This is a genomic window from Stenotrophomonas beteli, from assembly GCF_001431665.1.
Taxonomy (GTDB): Bacteria; Pseudomonadota; Gammaproteobacteria; order Xanthomonadales; family Xanthomonadaceae; genus Stenotrophomonas; species Stenotrophomonas beteli.
In genome coordinates, this window is record NZ_LLXV01000026.1 from 41,463 (window position 1) to 56,541 (window position 15,079).

General features: G+C 69.0%; 12 protein-coding genes and 1 pseudogene. 7 read left to right on the plus strand and 6 right to left on the minus strand.

The annotated features are described in order from the left end of the window. Positions 1-35: 35 nt before the first annotated feature. Positions 36-980 (minus strand): CDF family Co(II)/Ni(II) efflux transporter DmeF, encoded by a 945-nt coding sequence (gene dmeF, locus ARC23_RS06595; RefSeq protein WP_057496505.1) that lies wholly within the window; start codon positions 978-980, stop codon positions 36-38. Between the two features lie 49 nt (positions 981-1,029). On the opposite strand from dmeF, the gene ARC23_RS06600 reads away from it, so the two are divergent. After that, complete coding sequence (locus ARC23_RS06600; RefSeq protein WP_053511351.1) at positions 1,030-1,314, plus strand: metal-sensing transcriptional repressor; 285 nt, start codon at positions 1,030-1,032, stop codon at positions 1,312-1,314. Positions 1,315-1,409: 95 nt separating this feature from the next. Here the strand turns inward: ARC23_RS06600 and ARC23_RS06605 are convergent, their stop codons facing one another. After that, complete coding sequence (locus ARC23_RS06605; protein WP_057496506.1) at positions 1,410-1,784, minus strand: MerC family mercury resistance protein; 375 nt, start codon at positions 1,782-1,784, stop codon at positions 1,410-1,412. A gap of 69 nt (positions 1,785-1,853) precedes the next feature. On the opposite strand from ARC23_RS06605, the gene ARC23_RS06610 reads away from it, so the two are divergent. Next, on the plus strand, positions 1,854-3,179 hold the full coding sequence (locus tag ARC23_RS06610; protein ID WP_057496507.1) for a GTP-binding protein: 1,326 nt from the start codon (positions 1,854-1,856) through the stop codon (positions 3,177-3,179). A gap of 104 nt (positions 3,180-3,283) precedes the next feature. On the opposite strand, the gene ARC23_RS06615 is transcribed toward ARC23_RS06610, so the two are convergent. After that, complete coding sequence (locus ARC23_RS06615; RefSeq protein ID WP_057496508.1) at positions 3,284-4,891, minus strand: ATP-binding cassette domain-containing protein; 1,608 nt, start codon at positions 4,889-4,891, stop codon at positions 3,284-3,286. A 221-nt stretch (positions 4,892-5,112) separates the two neighbouring features. Next, positions 5,113-6,012: a LysR family transcriptional regulator gene (locus tag ARC23_RS06620; protein ID WP_057496509.1), complete on the minus strand. Its 900-nt coding sequence runs from the start codon at positions 6,010-6,012 to the stop codon at positions 5,113-5,115. Between the two features lie 227 nt (positions 6,013-6,239). Between ARC23_RS06620 and ARC23_RS06625 the strand changes: the two genes are divergently transcribed. Beyond that, on the plus strand, positions 6,240-7,418 hold the full coding sequence (locus ARC23_RS06625; protein WP_057496510.1) for a serine hydrolase domain-containing protein: 1,179 nt from the start codon (positions 6,240-6,242) through the stop codon (positions 7,416-7,418). Continuing rightward, on the plus strand, positions 7,415-8,599 hold the full coding sequence (locus ARC23_RS06630) for an MFS transporter (RefSeq protein WP_057496511.1): 1,185 nt from the start codon (positions 7,415-7,417) through the stop codon (positions 8,597-8,599). The genes ARC23_RS06625 and ARC23_RS06630 overlap by 4 nt, the downstream gene beginning before the upstream one ends. Positions 8,600-8,678: 79 nt before the next feature. Here the strand turns inward: ARC23_RS06630 and ARC23_RS06635 are convergent, their stop codons facing one another. Further along, positions 8,679-10,295, minus strand: coding sequence for an EAL domain-containing protein (locus tag ARC23_RS06635; protein WP_057496512.1), 1,617 nt, complete (start codon positions 10,293-10,295; stop codon positions 8,679-8,681). Positions 10,296-10,523: 228 nt separating this feature from the next. Between ARC23_RS06635 and cycA the strand changes: the two genes are divergently transcribed. Both cycA and ARC23_RS06645 read left to right on the plus strand, forming a co-directional pair. Further along, positions 10,524-11,897: a D-serine/D-alanine/glycine transporter gene (gene cycA, locus ARC23_RS06640; protein ID WP_057496513.1), complete on the plus strand. Its 1,374-nt coding sequence runs from the start codon at positions 10,524-10,526 to the stop codon at positions 11,895-11,897. A gap of 215 nt (positions 11,898-12,112) precedes the next feature. Beyond that, a complete protein-coding gene (locus tag ARC23_RS06645; RefSeq protein ID WP_057496514.1) occupies positions 12,113-12,889 on the plus strand; it encodes a lytic transglycosylase domain-containing protein in 777 nt (258 codons plus the stop codon). Between the two features lie 98 nt (positions 12,890-12,987). Here the strand turns inward: ARC23_RS06645 and ARC23_RS06650 are convergent, their stop codons facing one another. Further along, a complete protein-coding gene (locus tag ARC23_RS06650; protein WP_057496515.1) occupies positions 12,988-14,508 on the minus strand; it encodes a tetratricopeptide repeat protein in 1,521 nt (506 codons plus the stop codon). A gap of 167 nt (positions 14,509-14,675) precedes the next feature. On the opposite strand from ARC23_RS06650, the pseudogene ARC23_RS06655 reads away from it, so the two are divergent. Then, positions 14,676-15,079, plus strand: a pseudogene (locus tag ARC23_RS06655) (gluconolaconase); the annotation flags it as partial.

Consider the following 15,079-nt stretch of genomic DNA (forward strand, 5'->3'; position numbering starts at 1 on the left):
GTTGCCGGCCAGCGGCAGGCACTACCGGATGCGCGTCACGCGCTGCGGTGGATCTCCACCGTGACGTGCACCAGCTCTTCATGGATCGCAAGCGCGCTGCGCACGGTATCGGCATCCAGCGTGGCGTCGCTGGTGACCACGCTGGCGCTGACCGCGTACTTGCCGCGGCCCACCTGCCAGACGTGCAGATCGGCCAGGCGCGCCGGCCACGGGCCCTGCTCGATCACGTCGCGTACTTCGGCCACCACCGGCGCGTCCATCTGCGCGTCGAGCAGGATGCGGCCGCTGTCGCGCAGCAGGCCGATCGCCCACACCGTGACCAGCACGGCGCCGACCAGGCCCATCACCGGGTCCAGCCAGGTCAGGCCCAGCAGCTTGCCGCCGAGCAGGGCGACAATGGCCAGCACCGAGGTCGCGGCGTCGGCCAGCACGTGCACGTAGGCCGAGCGCAGGTTGAGGTCGTGGCCGTGCGAGTGATCGTGGTGATCATGATCATGCCCGTGGTGGTGGTGCGCATGCCCCGGGCGGTCGTGCAGCCACCACGCGCACAGCAGGTTCACGCCCAGGCCGACGACGGCGATGGCGATGGCTTCGTTGTAGTGGATGGGCGCGGGCACCCACAGCCGTTCCAGCGATTGCACCGCCATCAGCACGGCCACGCCGAGCAGGGCGATGGCGCTGGTGTAGCCGGCCAGGATCTCGATCTTCCAGGTGCCGAAGGCGAAGCGCGGATCGTGCGCGTAGTGGCGCGCGCAGCGGTAAGCGAACACCGACAGGCCCAGCGCCAACGCGTGCGAGCTCATGTGCCAGCCGTCGGCGAGCACGGCCATGGAGTTGAACCACCAGCCGCCGACGATCTCCACCAGCATCATGCCGACGGTGAGCCACAGGGCACGGCGGGTGTTGCGTTCGGCCAGCGGGTTGCCGTCGTCGAAGCGGTGGTCGTGGCGACGGGCGGCGGCGAGGGCGTCCAGGTGCATGGGGAGACCAGAGGTGGAAGGATACCCCCATAGGGTATACGATACGGGCATGGCCCATGTACACAAGAATCGAAAGCAGCTGCTGACCCGGGTACGACGTATCGGCGGCCAGGTGGCGGCGTTGGAACAGGCACTGGACAGGCCCGAGGGTGAAGCCGGCGACTGCGCGGACGTACTGGTGCAGGTCGCCGCCGTGCGCGGTGCCGCCCACAGCCTGCTGATGGAGCTGCTGCACGAGCACCTGCAGGAGCATGTGGTAGGGGCGGAAGACCCGCAGCAGCGCGCCGCCGAGGCCGAGGTGCTGGTGGAGCTGCTGCGCCGCTACGGCAAATAGGCCGAGGGGGGGTAGAGTCGACTGTTAGTCGGCTGCTCTTCGCCCAGGCGGCATGGGATCCCGCGCTTCGCGCGAGAGTCGACTAACAGTCCACTCTACCCTGCGTGGCGGTGCCGTGCGTTCCAGAGATGCGTGGCGGCCAGCAGCAGGCTGCCGGTGACGGTCAGCGGGGTTTCCCAGTCGTGCGAGGGCAGCGCCAGCGCGCCGGCCAGCAGCAGGCCCAGGCCCATGCCGGCGGCGGCCCAGGCCAGCACCGGCAGCGGCCGACGGCGCTGGGCCCGCCACAGCGCATAGCCGGTCAGCGGCAGGGCGATGGCCACGAACAGCAGGTGCACCCATTCCGCTTCGGCCCAGGCGCCGAACAGCGGCAGCGTGGCGGCGAGCAGCGGCAGCGCCAGGCAATGCAACAGGCACAGGCTGGACAGGGCGACCGCGCCAGCATCGAGCAGGGCGGCGGAGGGCGACTTCATCGGCGGCGGTTCCTTGCGTAACAGATGTTATACAGTAACATTTCCGTTCCGCAGCCAACCCGCTCCGACATGAACACTGTTTCCCGCGCCGACCGTCGCCTTCCGGTCACCGTGCTGTCCGGCTTCCTCGGGGCCGGCAAGACCACCCTGCTCAACCAGATCCTGCGCAACCGCCAGGGCCTGCGCGTGGCGGTCATCGTCAACGACATGAGCGAGGTCAACATCGATGCGCAGCTGGTGCGCGAGGGTGGGGCCGAACTGCGCCGCACCGAAGAGACGCTGGTGGAGTTCAGCAATGGCTGCATCTGCTGCACCCTGCGCGACGATCTGCTGCAGGAAGTGCGGCGCCTGGCCGATGCCGGCCGCTACGACTACCTGCTGATCGAATCGACCGGCATCGGCGAGCCGATGCCGGTGGCCGCCACCTTTGCGGTGCGCGACGAGCACGGCTTCAGCCTGAGCGACATCGCGCGCCTGGACACGATGGTGACGGTGGTCGATGGCAGCGCGTTCCTGGCCGACTTCGGCTCGACGCTGCGCTTGGCCGAGCGTGGCCAGCAGGCCGGGCCGGATGACGATCGCGGCGTGGTCGACCTGCTGTGCGAGCAGGTGGAATTTGCCGATGTGATCGTGGTCAGCAAGGTCGACCAGGTGGACGACGAAGTGCTGCAGGACACCCTGGCCGTACTGCGCGGGCTGAACCGGGAAGCCAAGCTGCTGTTGTCCAGCTTCGGCGATGTGCCGCTGAGCGAACTGCTGGACACCGGTCGCTTCGACATGGAGCGTGCACAACGTGCACCCGGCTGGGTCAAGGAGCTGCGCGGCGAGCACACGCCGGAAACCGAGGAGTACGGCATCGGCAGCTTCGTCTACCGCTCGCGGCGTCCATTCCATCCGACGCGTTTCGCCCGGGCACTGCGGTCGGGCATGCCGGGCGTGATCCGCAGCAAGGGCTGGTTCTGGCTGGCCAACCGCATGGACTGGGTGGGCGAGTTGAACAGCGTCGGCGCGGCCACCCGCACCCAGGCCGCCGGGTTCTGGTATGCGGCGCGCCAGCGCGTGCGTGCCGGCCAGGAAGACACCACGCCGCTGCTGCCGCCGACACCGCTGCCCTACAGCGACCTGGGTTGGGCGAGGCAGCAGGCCGATTGCTGGAGCGCGCCGCTGCCGGGGCTCGAGGAATTCCCGGATCCGGCCGCGCACACGGCGATGCAGCGGCTGTGGCACCCGTTGTGGGGGGATCGCCGCCAGGAGCTGGTGGTGATCGGCGTGCACATGGATGAGCGTATGGTACGCGCGGAGCTGGATGCCTGCCTGCTCAACGACCAGGAGCTGCGTGCCGGGCCAATGCTGTGGCAGCAGTTGCCGCAGGCGTTCCCGGTGTGGAAGCGGTGACGGTGCACTGAGGATGCATGGGTTGCCGGCCAGCGGCCGGCACTCCCCCTGGTCGATACGCCATGCGCGGATGGATGCATGGCGGAGTCGAGCATGGCTCGACTCTACAGACTGTCACGCCACTGCCAGCTGTTGGCGCTTACCTGCAGCACGTGGGTCGGTCGCAATGCCTCCAGCAGGTGCCGGTCGTGGCTGACCATCACCAGCGCGCCCGGCCACGCCGCAAGCAGTTCCTCCAACGCCTGCAAGGCGCTTAGATCCAGCGCATTACCGGGCTCGTCCAGCAGCAACAGCTGGGGCGCGGGATCGGCGTACAGCACGCTGGCCAGCGCACCTTTCACGCGTTCGCCATCGCTGAGGCTGTGGGCTGCCCGCTGGATGCGCTTTGCATCCAGCCAGAGCAGGGCCAGCCGCGTGCGCAGCTCGCCTGGGTCCGCGCCCGGGTTGGCGGCCTGCACGGTGTCGAGGATGCTGCGCTCGCCGGACAGCCCCAGCAGCTGCTGGTCGAGCAGGGCCAGTGGCGCATGCCGTTGCACGGCGCCACTGCGTGCAGGCAGCTGGCCGGCCAGCACACGCAGCAGGGTCGATTTGCCGCTGCCGTTGTCACCGACCACGGCGATGCGCTGGCCGCGGCGGATCTCCAGCTGCAACGGTGCACTGCAGCCATGTGGCAGCACCAGCGCCTCGGCCTGTAGCAGGCGCATGCTGCCACGGTCACCCGCACCGGCGAACAGTGCCAGTTCCGGCGCCGCGTGCACCGCCGATGCCGCTGCGCGCAGATGCTCTGCGCTGGCCTGCAGGAGTTCGGCCTGCACCTGTTGTGCGCGGCCGTGGCTGGCCTCGGCGCGCTGCTTCTGCCGGCCGAGCAGGATCGGGGCCTGGTTGGCCTGCTTCGCATCGCGGTTGCCACGCGCCTGGCGTTGTTGTTGCCGTTCGTGCTGTTCGCGCGCGCTGCGTTGCTGCTGGCGGTGCTGGGCGCGCGCATGGTCGAGCTGGGCGGCGGCAGCTTCGCGCTCGGCGGCGCGCGCATCGGCATAGTGCTGCCACGGTCCGCCGTAACGATGCAGCCCGCGCCCATCGAGTTCGACGATCTGCTGCATGTGCGCCAGCAGCTCGCGATCATGACTGATCACCAGCAGGCCACCGCGCCACTGCTGCAACTGCTCGTACAGCTGTTGGCGATGGCGTGCATCGAGGTGGTTGCTGGGTTCGTCCAGGATCAGCCAATCGGCACCGCTGGCCCAAGCACCGGACAGCGCGACCTGCATGGCCTGGCCACCACTGAGGCGCGCGGCCGGCTGGGCGGGATCGAGGTCGTCGGGAAGCCGAAGCGCCCGCCATTGCTGCTGCAGGCGTTCGCGCAGATCCCAGCGGTCGCCGACGCAGGCGAAGTCGGCCTCGTCCACGCTGCCGGCTTCGATGCGTTGCAGTGCGGCCAGTTCCGCGCCGACGCCGGCCAGTTCACCGACCGTGCCGGCGGGTGGATAGCCGGGCGTCGGCAACAGGAACACGCGGCCACTGCCGCGCACCTGGCCAGTGTCGGGCAGCAACCGTCCGGCCAGCAGGCGTGCGAGCACGCTCTTGCCGGCGCCATTGGCACCGACCAGGCCGGTGGCGACCGGTTCGAAGGAAAACGTCAGATCGGAAAACAGCGGGCGGCCGTCGGCCAATCGATACGACACGCGATCGAGCGTGAGGGAATGCGGGGTCATGCGACCTCCATGGATGCCGGGTTCTCCCCTGCGCGCAGGGGCGGGAAGAGTCAGGCCGTCTGGTGGGAAGACGGCGGCATCAATGGCGCATTGGTCGCGAGCCTCTGGGAGGAATGAGGGGGCCAGTATAGCGGGGCTGGCTGAATGGCTGCGTGCAGCTGTAGAGCCGAGCCACGCTCGGCTGATCTTCGCTCGAAGAAGCATCCACGCATGGCGTGGATCTACGGCACGGTTCCCAAGCGCTCGCCGACGAAGTCGATGAACACCCGCAGCTTGGGCAGCACGTGGCGGCCGGAGGGCCACAGCAGATGGAAGGTTCCGCAGGAATGCACGTGTTCTTCCAGCACGGTCACCAGCCGGCCGTCGGCCAGCGCATCACGCACCGAATGCACCGGCACGAACGCCACGCCGACATCGCGCAGCGCCAGCGCCACGCGCGCTTCGATGGTATTGGCCACCATGTGTACCGGCAGCTCCTGCGGCGTTTCATCGTCGGGCCAGTGGATCGGCCACGGCTCCAGCTTGCCGGTGGTGGGGAAGCGATAGTGCAGCAGCGTGTGCTGCATCAGTTCCGCCGGCGTGCGCGGAACCCCGCGACGCTGCAGGTAGCCCGGCGAGGCGATGACACGGCGCGGGAATACCCCCAGGCGTCGTGCGTTCATGCGCGAGTCGCTGGGTTCACCGACACGCAGCACGGCATCGAAGCCTTCCTCGATGACATCGACCAGGCGGTCGCTGAAATCCAGATCGAGCCGGATGTCCGGGTACGCCGCCATGAACTCGGCCATCAGCGGCAGGGTCAGGTCGCCCACCAGCGGCAGGCTGATGCGCAGTGTGCCGCTGGGCGTGGCATGTGGCTGGGCGAGTTCGGTGCGGGCCGCATCGCGTTCGTCGAGGATGCGCCGGCAGCGTGCCAGGAACAACTGGCCTTCGGCGGTGAGGGTGATGCTGCGCGTGCTGCGGTGGAACAGGCGCACGCCCAGCGCGTGTTCGAGCCGGGCCACGCACTTGCCGGCGGCCGAGGCGGAGATGCCCTGCAGGCGCCCGGTCTCGACGAAGCTGCGGGTGTCGGCGGCGTGCACGAAGGTCTGCAGGTTGGCGAGGTTGTCCAGGACTGACATGGGCGTGCGGGCGATGAAAGCGGCAGGGTAGGGGAGAGGGGCACTGGCGGCGGCGTGGCCACCGCAACGCTGTGGTGCGTGACGGGGCGCGGGCGGTTGCGGCCTCGCAGTTCCGGCCATCATGCCGATTGCGGACTGCACGGTCCACGATGCGCGGAGCGGTACCCCGCTTTTTGCGGCGCAGCGTGCTGCCTAACGTGGCGGGCCTCTCCCCACGGATCACTGCGATGAATGCCGCTCATTCTCTTCAACCCGCGCCGACCCTGCCCTCGGTGCTGCGCCTGTTGCAGCAGGTGCACCCACAGCGCCTGGTCGGTGCGGTGGTGCGCGTGCGCCAGCACGGGGTGCTGCGCCATGCCAGTGCCACCGGGCTGTCCGATCGCGAAGCGGCCACGCCGATGCGCCCTGACCAGCTGTTCCGGCTGGCGTCGGTGAGCAAGCCGCTGCTGACCACGGTGTTGCTGCGCCTGGTGGCGGACGGGGTGCTGGACCTGGATACGCCGGTGCAGCGCTGGCTGCCGCAGTTCCGCCCGGCGCTGGCCGACGGCAGCACGCCGCCGATCAGCCTGCGCCAGCTGCTCAGCCACAGCAGCGGGTTGGGCTATCGCTTCCTGGAAGCCGATGCGGATGGCCCCTACGCACGCGCCGGTGTCAGTGACGGCATGGACGCCAACCCGCTGTCCCTGGCCGACAACGTGCAGCGCATCGCGCAGGTACCGCTGCTGTTCGCGCCGGGCAGCCAGTGGCTGTATTCGCTGGGTGTGGATGTGGCCGGTGCGGTGGCCGAGGCGGCAACCGGCGAGACCTTGCAGGCCCTGTTCGCGCGATTGCTGGCCGCGCCGCTGGGCCTGCGCGACACCGCGTTCGCCACGCGTGATGCGGCTCGCCTGGCCACGCCCTATGTGAGCGATACGGTGCAACCACATCGCCTGCGCGAAGGGGAGGTCGTGGCGCCGTTCGAGGGCACCGTGGGCATCGACTACAGCCTGGCGCGCGCCACCGATGCGAGCCGCTTCGCGTCAGCCGGCGCCGGCCTGGTGGGCACCGCCGACGAGGTGATGGCGGTGCTGGAGGCATTGCGTGATGTGCGGGCGTCGGGGCTGCTGCCGCCGGCACTGGTGGCAGAGATGGGCACGCCACAGGTGGGAGAACAGGGACCGCCCGAGCCGGCCGGCTGGGGTTTCGGGCTGGGCTTTGCGGTCCTGCGTGATGCCGCCGCCAGTGGGACACCGCAGAGCGTGGGTACCTGGCGCTGGGGCGGTGCCTATGGCCACAGCTGGTTCGTTGACCCGGCGCGGGGGCTGAGCGTGGTGGCGCTGACCAACACCCTCTACGAAGGCATGGATGGTCCCTTTGTCGATGCGCTGCGCGATGCCGTGTATGCCGATCTGGAGGCCACCCCATGAGTGGTCATGCCCTCGATGCGGCCAGCCCGGCCGGCGAGGCCACGCGCCTGCCGTGGGCGGGCCTGTTGGCGCTGGCCGGCGGCGGTTTCATCACGCTGCTGACCGAGACCCTGCCGGCCGGCGTGCTGCGGCCGATGGGGCAGAGCCTGGGCGTGAGCGATGCCGCGGTGGGCCAGCTGGTCAGCGTGTACGCGCTGGGCTCGGTGATGGCGGCGTTGCCGATGACCGCGCTGACCCAGCGCTTGCCGCGACGGCCGCTGCTGCTGGCGGCGATTGCCGGCTTCGTGGTGGTCAACACGCTGACCGCGTTGAGCAGCAGCTATCCGTTGATCCTGGCCGCACGCTTCCTGGCCGGCGTCTGCGGTGGCCTGCTGTGGTCGCTGGTGGCCGGCTACGCCGCGCGCATGGTGGTGCCGTCGTTGCAGGGCCGGGCGATCGCGGTGGCGATGGTCGGTTCACCGCTGGCGCTGTCGCTGGGGGTTCCGGCGGGCACGCTGCTCGGCCAGCAGATCGGCTGGCGCTGGGCATTCGCGCTGATGAGCGTGCTGGGCGTCGGGCTGCTGGCCTACGCGCGCTGGGCGTTGCCGGCGCTGACCGCTGCCGGGGCCGGACAGCGCACATCGCTGGGCTCGGTGTGGCGCATGCCCGGGGTACGCAGCGCGCTGGCCGTGATGGCGTTGTACGTGCTGGCGCACAACGTGCTCTACACCTACATCGAACCCCTGGCGGTGGACGCTGGCGCCGGTGCGTGGCTGGACCGGTTGCTGCTGGCGTTCGGCGTGGCGGCGATCGTCGGCATCGGCATCGCCGGCTGGGGCGTGGATCGTCACCTGCGCCGCCTGGTCTGGGCGGCGGTGGTGGGCTTCCTGCTGCCGGTGCTGGCGCTGTTGCTGTGGCCGGGTGAACCGGGCGCGCTGCTTCCAGCCACGATCATGTGGGGGGTGGCCTTCGGTGCGGTGCCGACGCTGTTCCAGACTGCGCTGGCGCGCCGGGCCGGGGCGGCGGCCGATCTGGCGCAGTCGATGCTGGTGACCGGCTGGAACCTGGCCATCGCTGCCGGCGGTGTGGCCGGTGGCGTGCTGCTGCAGGCCGGCGGCGCTGGCGTGCTGGGGTGGTTGCCGTTGCTGCTGCTGGTGGTCAGTGCAGGGTGGCTGCTGGCGCGGCCGCAGGCGTGGCTGTAGACGACGATCACGGCAGTTGGGTGCCGGCCAGCGGCCGGCACCGCCGCCGAGCGTGGGCTCGGCGCTGCGGCCGGCGCTTCTACTCCTTCGGCGCCTGCTCGATCGGCACGCTGCGCGGGTTCTGCATGTGCTCGCGCGCGGCGCCATACTGCTGCTGCCGCTTGTGATGGAATGCCACGAACTCGTCGCGTGGCAACGGCCGCGAGAACAGCCAGCCTTGCCCGAATTCCACGTGCCGGCTGTGCAGGTAGGCCAGCTGCGCCTCGGTCTCCACGCCCTCGGCCACCACCCACAGGCCCAGTTCCTTGGCCATGTCGATGATGTGCGGGGTGACCGGGCTGGTCGCGCTTTCGGTGCCGATCGCATCGATGAAGGACTTGTCGATCTTCAGCGCATCCAGCGGCAGCTGTTCCAGGTACTGCAGGCTTGAGAAGCCCACGCCGAAATCGTCGATGGCCACGCTGTGCCCGGCGCGCCGCGCTGCCGCCAGCATGGTGCGTGCACGATCCAGGTCGAGGAAGCCGCGTTCGGTGGCTTCCATCCAGATCTGCTGCGGCAGGATGCCGCTGCCGGCCATATGCCTGGAGATCATCTTCAGCGCACGGCCGCTGCTGATGTCTTCGGCGGCCAGGTTGATGGCGATGTGCGCGCTGCGGTCGGCCACCAGCAGTTCGCGCATGTCGCGCACCACGTTCTCGATCACCAGGTCGGTGACGTCGGCGATCATGCCGGCCTCTTCGGCCAGCGGAATGAACAGGTCCGGCCGCACCTGGGTGCCATCGGGACGCTGCCAGCGCACCAGCGCTTCGGCGCCGACGCAGATGCCGGTGTCCAGTTCGATGATCGGCTGGTAGTGCAGGTAAAGCTCGCGGCGGCGGATGGCCGTGGCCAGCTCGCCACGCAACGACAGCCGGCGCTGCGACAGCCAGATCACCAGGCCGGCACCGGCCGCGGCCAGCAACAGGCCCAGCGGGACATACAGCCATGCCTGCTGGCGGAAGGTGGCGGCCAATGCGGTGCGGGGCGTGGTGGCGATCGCCAGCCACTCCTCGTTGCGCGAGGTGGCGTACAGGGTGTTCTGGTCCAGGCCCTGGCCGGGATCGCGCAGCAGTGCCAGCAGCAGCTTCGGGTCCACGCCGGACTGCTTGGCCAGCAGACGCCCATCGGGGCTGGCCAGGGCCAGGCGCACGTGCGGATCGGCGATGACATCCACGAAGCGGCGTGGGTCGACCAGCACGTCGTAGGAGCCGTACAGGACGGCCAGCATCTGGCGGCGCCCGCTTGCTTCCGGGCGCACGTCCACCGCGATGCCGGCGCCGTCGCTGGTGACATGGTCGGGCTTGGGCTGGTCCACGTCGGACAGGAACGGCCCCCAGGACGTGCAGCGCAGCTTGCCGCCTTCGAAGTACCCCATCTGCTCGATCGACGAGGTGGTCATCACCAGCGTCTGCATGCGCCGGATGTGGTCGGCGCTGCACGGCACGTGGGCGCCGGCCTGGACTGACTTCAATGCGGCCAGCGCTTCCTGGTAGGACAGGTCCGAGCGGCGCAGGGTGCGCCCGGCGATATCGCGCAGGCGTTCCTGCTCGACACTGACCGCCCGGTCCCAGGTGGCATAGGCCATCACCGCGATGGGCACGGCTGCGGCAAGCAGCGCCAGCGCGGTGCCACCGATGATGACGCGCAGGCGGCTCATGGCCGGGGCTCCGGCAGGGCGGTCGGGGCAGAGCACATGGTCGGGCCGGTCCTTGGGCAGGTGCGGCTATCTGAACACGGTGCCGGGCCGGACGGAATGGGATCAATACGGTATTGGGTCACATTGTGGTGAAAGCGAACCTGTATGACGTTACCGGCCGGTCTGGTGCTGGCGCTCCGGGCCGGGGAGGACTACCGTCGAATGCTTCGCCCGTCCCTTCCCGTGCCCATGACCGAGCCCGCATCGTCCCCCGAGCACCTGCGCCGCAGCCTGTCCAACCGCCACCTGCAACTGATCGCCATCGGCGGTGCCATCGGCACCGGCCTGTTCATGGGCTCGGGCAAGACCATCAGCCTGGCCGGGCCGTCCATTGTATTTGTCTACCTGATCATCGGCGCGATGCTGTTCTTCGTGATGCGCGCGATGGGCGAACTGCTGCTGTCGAACCTGCAGTACAAGTCCTTCATCGATTTTTCCACCGATCTGCTCGGCCCCTGGGCCGGATTCTTCTGTGGATGGACCTACTGGTTCTGCTGGATCGTGACCGCCATTGCCGATGTGATCGCCATCGCGGCCTACGCGCAGTTCTGGTTCCCCGGGCTGGATGCATGGATACCGGCGCTGGCCTGCGTGCTGCTGTTGCTGGCCCTGAACCTGGTGACGGTGAAGCTGTTCGGCGAAATGGAATTCTGGTTCGCGCTGATCAAGATCGTGGCGATCTGCGCGCTGATCATCACCGGCGCTGGCCTGGTGGCGTGGGGGTTCACTTCGCCCAGCGGGCATACCGCCTCGCTGTCGAACCTGTGGAATGACGGGGGCATGTTCCCGATGGGCCTGGTCGGTTTCTTCGCCGGCTTCCAGATTGCGGTGTTCGCGTTCGTGGGCATCGAGCTGGTCGGCACCACCGCCGCCGAAACCGCCGACCCGGAGCGCAACCTGCCCAAGGCGATCAATTCGATTCCGGTGCGCATCATCATCTTCTACGTGCTGGCGCTGGTCGCGATCATGGCGGTCACTCCGTGGCGTCAGGTGGTGCCGGACAAGAGCCCGTTCGTGCAGTTGTTCGTGCTGGCCGGCATTCCCGCCGCCGCCAGCCTGATCAACTTCGTGGTGCTGACCTCGGCCACCTCGTCGGCCAACAGCGGCATCTTCTCCACCAGCCGCATGCTGTACGGCCTGGCCGAAGAAGGCCACGCACCGCGCGGGCTGTCGCGGTTGTCGCGCGCGGCGGTGCCGGCGCGCGGACTGCTGTTCTCCTGCCTGTGCCTGCTGGGCGGCACGCTGCTGATCTACCTGATTCCCAACCTGGTGACCGCCTTCACCCTGGTGACCACGTTGGCCACGGTGCTGTTCATCTTCGTCTGGTCGCTGATCCTGGTGGCGTACATGGTTTATCGCCGCCGCTACCCGGAGCGCCACGCTGCCTCGATCTTCAAGATGCCCGGCGGCGTGGCCATGTGCTGGGCCTGCCTGTTGTTCTTCGCTGGCGTGCTGGTGCTGCTGAGCCTGCAGGGTGATACCCGCCAGGCGCTGATGGCCAGCCCGGCGTGGTTCGTCCTGCTGGGCCTGGGCTATTGGGTGCGGCGCAGGGCCGCGAAGTGATCCGACGTCTGCGTTCCATTGATTGATCCAGGCATCTCTCTGAAGTGGGGCCAGATCCCGTTGCTCAGCAACGGGATCTGACCCCGGCAGGTCGCGGGACCCACCCCGGCGTTGAGGTTGCCGGCCAGCGGCCGGCACTACCACGGGTGCAGGGCGCAGCCCTGCCGACCCCATTCACTTGGCGTTAGCGGCCGCGGCTGGATCATCCGGCCGCCATGACCCACCGCCCCCTTCTGCTTGCCCTGTTGCTGCTGCCCGGCCTCTGGCCCGGGCTGGCCAGCGCGCGCACCGTCTACCGCTGCGTGCAGGGCAACACGGTCAGCCTGGCGACGGCGCCGGAACCGGGCTCGCGCTGCACACCGAAGGAGATCGACGACAACGCCATCCAGACCCCGAACCTGTGGGGCAACATGGGGGTGTTCAGTGGCGTGCTGTACGAACGCGAGCAGGACGGTGCGCTGGTGTACTCGACCCGCAACCTGCCCGGCTCGCGGGTGTTCCTGAAGTTCACCGTGGCCACCCCGCCGGGGGAACCGGCCCACGAAGGCCTGGGCCAGGTCGGCAGGCCGCAGCTGGCGCAGCACGCCAAGCAGTTCAAGGCCGCGGCCAAGGCCACCGGCGTCGACGATGCGTGGCTGCGCGCGATCGCCCATGCCGAAAGCAACTTCGATGCGCTGGCGGTCTCGAGCAAGGGCGCACAGGGCGTGATGCAGCTGATGCCCGAGACCGCGCAGGAATTCGGCGTGCGTGATCCGTTCTCGCCGCAGCAGTCGATTGATGGCGGTGCACGTTACATGCGCGCGCTGCTGCGCCGCTATAACGGTGACCGGCCACTGGCCGCAGCCGCCTACAACGCCGGCATCGGCGCGGTCACCCGCTACAAGGGCGTACCGCCGTATGCAGAGACCCTGGCCTATGTGGACAAGGTGATGGCGTTGTATGCGCGCTATCGCGAGGCGATGGGCATTCGTACCGAGGTGCCGGCACGCTAGGCGGGCGGTGCTTCCTGCACGTGGCGTTGTAGAGCCGAGCCGACGCTCGGTTGCGCCAATTGCAGCCGAGCATGGGCTCGGCTCTACACAAAAGCCGCTCAGCGCGAGGTGGAGGTGCTGACCAGTTCGTAGCGCTCGATGCGGCCGACGCGGGCGACCTCGGCCTGCACGTCGGCACGCTGCTTGAGTGCACGCCATGCGGCATCGATGCGCACTTCGCCCGGCCATGATGCATAGGTGCGCATGTCCTGCAGGCTGGCCAGGGTTTCACCGCGTTCGATCGGCGAGCGCAGCTGTTCGATCAGCACGGCGGCGGCACCGTCCAGGTTGCCTTCTTCCAGCAACATTTCGCGATGGAACAGGCGGGCGTCATCGCGCTGGGCCAGGATCACCGCGCGTGCCGCCTCGCGCGCCTTGGCATCACCGCGCTCACCGGCGGCGGCAAACTGCAGCAGCGCCTGCGCGGCCTTGCCGTAACCGGCCAGGCCCGGCATGTCATTCACGGCCTGCGCAGCGTCCTGCATGCGCCCGAGCGAACTGAACACGAAGCCGACATTCATCTGGTGCTCGGCTCCATCGGGGCCGAGCGCGCCGATGCGTGCGGCCTGTTGCGCCGTAGCCAGTGCCTCATGGGCGCGGCCCAGCCGGCGCAGCGCGGTGAGCCGGCTGTTGAGCAGCCAGGCCACCCATTCCGCTTCTGCGGCGGCAGGCGATTCGCCGTTGCTTGCCGCACGGGCCATACCCTCGGTCAACGACAGCACTTCCTCGTTGCGGTCCAGCATCAGCAAGGTGGTGCTGAACTCGGCCATGCGCGCGTCCAGTGCGCGGTCGAGCAGGCCCGAGACACGCAGTTCATCGAGGTGGCGCTGTGCCGCCTGCACCGGATCGAAACCCGCGTCGCTGCGGTCGACATAGCGGTCGAAGCGCTTGTCGCTGCGCAGGCGGATGATCTCGGCCGGGCTGTCGATGCGTGCCAGCGTGGCTGCAACGCTGTCGCCGCGGCCATGGTCGGCCTGCAGCGTGGCCAGCGCCAGCCACAGCCCGGTCGGCTCCAGGCCACCGCTCTTCCAGCCGTTGTCGAACAGTGCCTGCAGCAGGTCCATGCGCTGCTGCGGCTGGTCACGCAGGCGGTATTGCAGGTAATTGATGGCGTGGTGATCGACTGGCAGCGGTGCCTCGGCATGCTTCAGCGCCTTCACCAGGAACGTCGTCGCTGCGGCCGGCTGGTTGTCCGACAGTTCCACCGACACCTGGGTGAGCAGGATCTGTGCATCCTCCGGCAGCGCCTCCTGCGCCTGTTGCAGGTAGCGGCGGGCCAGTGCCGGCTTCTTCTGCATCAGTGCGGTCCAGCCGGCGACCTGCGCGGCGCGGCCACGATGCTCGGCATCGAAGTCGTCCAGCAGCGGGTCTTCCATCAGCCGCTCCATGCTGATCAGCGCGCCCAGCGTGTTGCCGCCGCGTGCCTGCTGGATGGCTTCATCCCAGCGTGTGGCGTACGCCGCGTGTACGGCATTGGCGGTGGCCGACGGCTTCTGCGGAACCACCGTGATCGAGGCGGCGGCGGGTGCGCTGGCCATTGCGGCCAGCAGCAGGGCGGTGAGCGGGAGAAGGCGGGGCATGGAGATTCTCCATCCGTGGGAACCGCATTGAACCCGCTGCAGCCAGCGAGAACAAGCGCGAGGAAGCGGATTCTGGTGTTCAAGCGCAAAATTGCTCGTGGCGGATCGCCTGCGCAGCGTCTATTGTCGGTGCCTCTTCAAGCAGCAGGCAGAGGCAGCGCAACACGATGGCACGGTGGCAATGGATGGCGGCAGGGGTGGCATTGGCAACAGCGGTGGGCCTGGCCGCAACCTGGTGGGAGACACCGCTGGATACGCTGGCTGGCCCCATGGGCCCGGCGCCCACGCCGTTGGCCTGGACCGCGCAGATCGAGCCGCTGGCCGGCGATGGGCACCCGGGTGATCGTGACGGTGCCTCCGCACAGGCCCGCTTCGCCGATCCCTATGCGTTGCTGCGCAGCGCCGATGGCAGCGTCTATTTCACCGATGCCGGTGACAACAACCGGATCCGCCGCCGCCTGCCCGACGGCCGTGTCGAAACGGTGGCCGGGCAGGGCGAAGGGCGCCTCGACGGCCCGGCGTTGCAGGCGAGCTTCAACACGCCCTCGGGCATCGCTGCCGATGCGCAGGG

What these genes read in the sequence shown, in the direction of transcription:
- dmeF (WP_057496505.1), bottom strand. Translation starts at nt 980, where the DNA reads ATGCACCTGGACGCCCTCGCCGCCGCCCGTCGCCACGACCACCGCTTC.
- ARC23_RS06600 (WP_053511351.1), top strand. Translation starts at nt 1,030, where the DNA reads ATGGCCCATGTACACAAGAATCGAAAGCAGCTGCTGACCCGGGTACGA.
- ARC23_RS06605 (WP_057496506.1), bottom strand. Translation starts at nt 1,784, where the DNA reads ATGAAGTCGCCCTCCGCCGCCCTGCTCGATGCTGGCGCGGTCGCCCTG.
- ARC23_RS06610 (WP_057496507.1), top strand. Translation starts at nt 1,854, where the DNA reads ATGAACACTGTTTCCCGCGCCGACCGTCGCCTTCCGGTCACCGTGCTG.
- ARC23_RS06615 (WP_057496508.1), bottom strand. Translation starts at nt 4,891, where the DNA reads ATGACCCCGCATTCCCTCACGCTCGATCGCGTGTCGTATCGATTGGCC.
- ARC23_RS06620 (WP_057496509.1), bottom strand. Translation starts at nt 6,012, where the DNA reads ATGTCAGTCCTGGACAACCTCGCCAACCTGCAGACCTTCGTGCACGCC.
- ARC23_RS06625 (WP_057496510.1), top strand. Translation starts at nt 6,240, where the DNA reads ATGAATGCCGCTCATTCTCTTCAACCCGCGCCGACCCTGCCCTCGGTG.
- ARC23_RS06630 (WP_057496511.1), top strand. Translation starts at nt 7,415, where the DNA reads ATGAGTGGTCATGCCCTCGATGCGGCCAGCCCGGCCGGCGAGGCCACG.
- ARC23_RS06635 (WP_057496512.1), bottom strand. Translation starts at nt 10,295, where the DNA reads ATGAGCCGCCTGCGCGTCATCATCGGTGGCACCGCGCTGGCGCTGCTT.
- cycA (WP_057496513.1), top strand. Translation starts at nt 10,524, where the DNA reads ATGACCGAGCCCGCATCGTCCCCCGAGCACCTGCGCCGCAGCCTGTCC.
- ARC23_RS06645 (WP_057496514.1), top strand. Translation starts at nt 12,113, where the DNA reads ATGACCCACCGCCCCCTTCTGCTTGCCCTGTTGCTGCTGCCCGGCCTC.
- ARC23_RS06650 (WP_057496515.1), bottom strand. Translation starts at nt 14,508, where the DNA reads ATGCCCCGCCTTCTCCCGCTCACCGCCCTGCTGCTGGCCGCAATGGCC.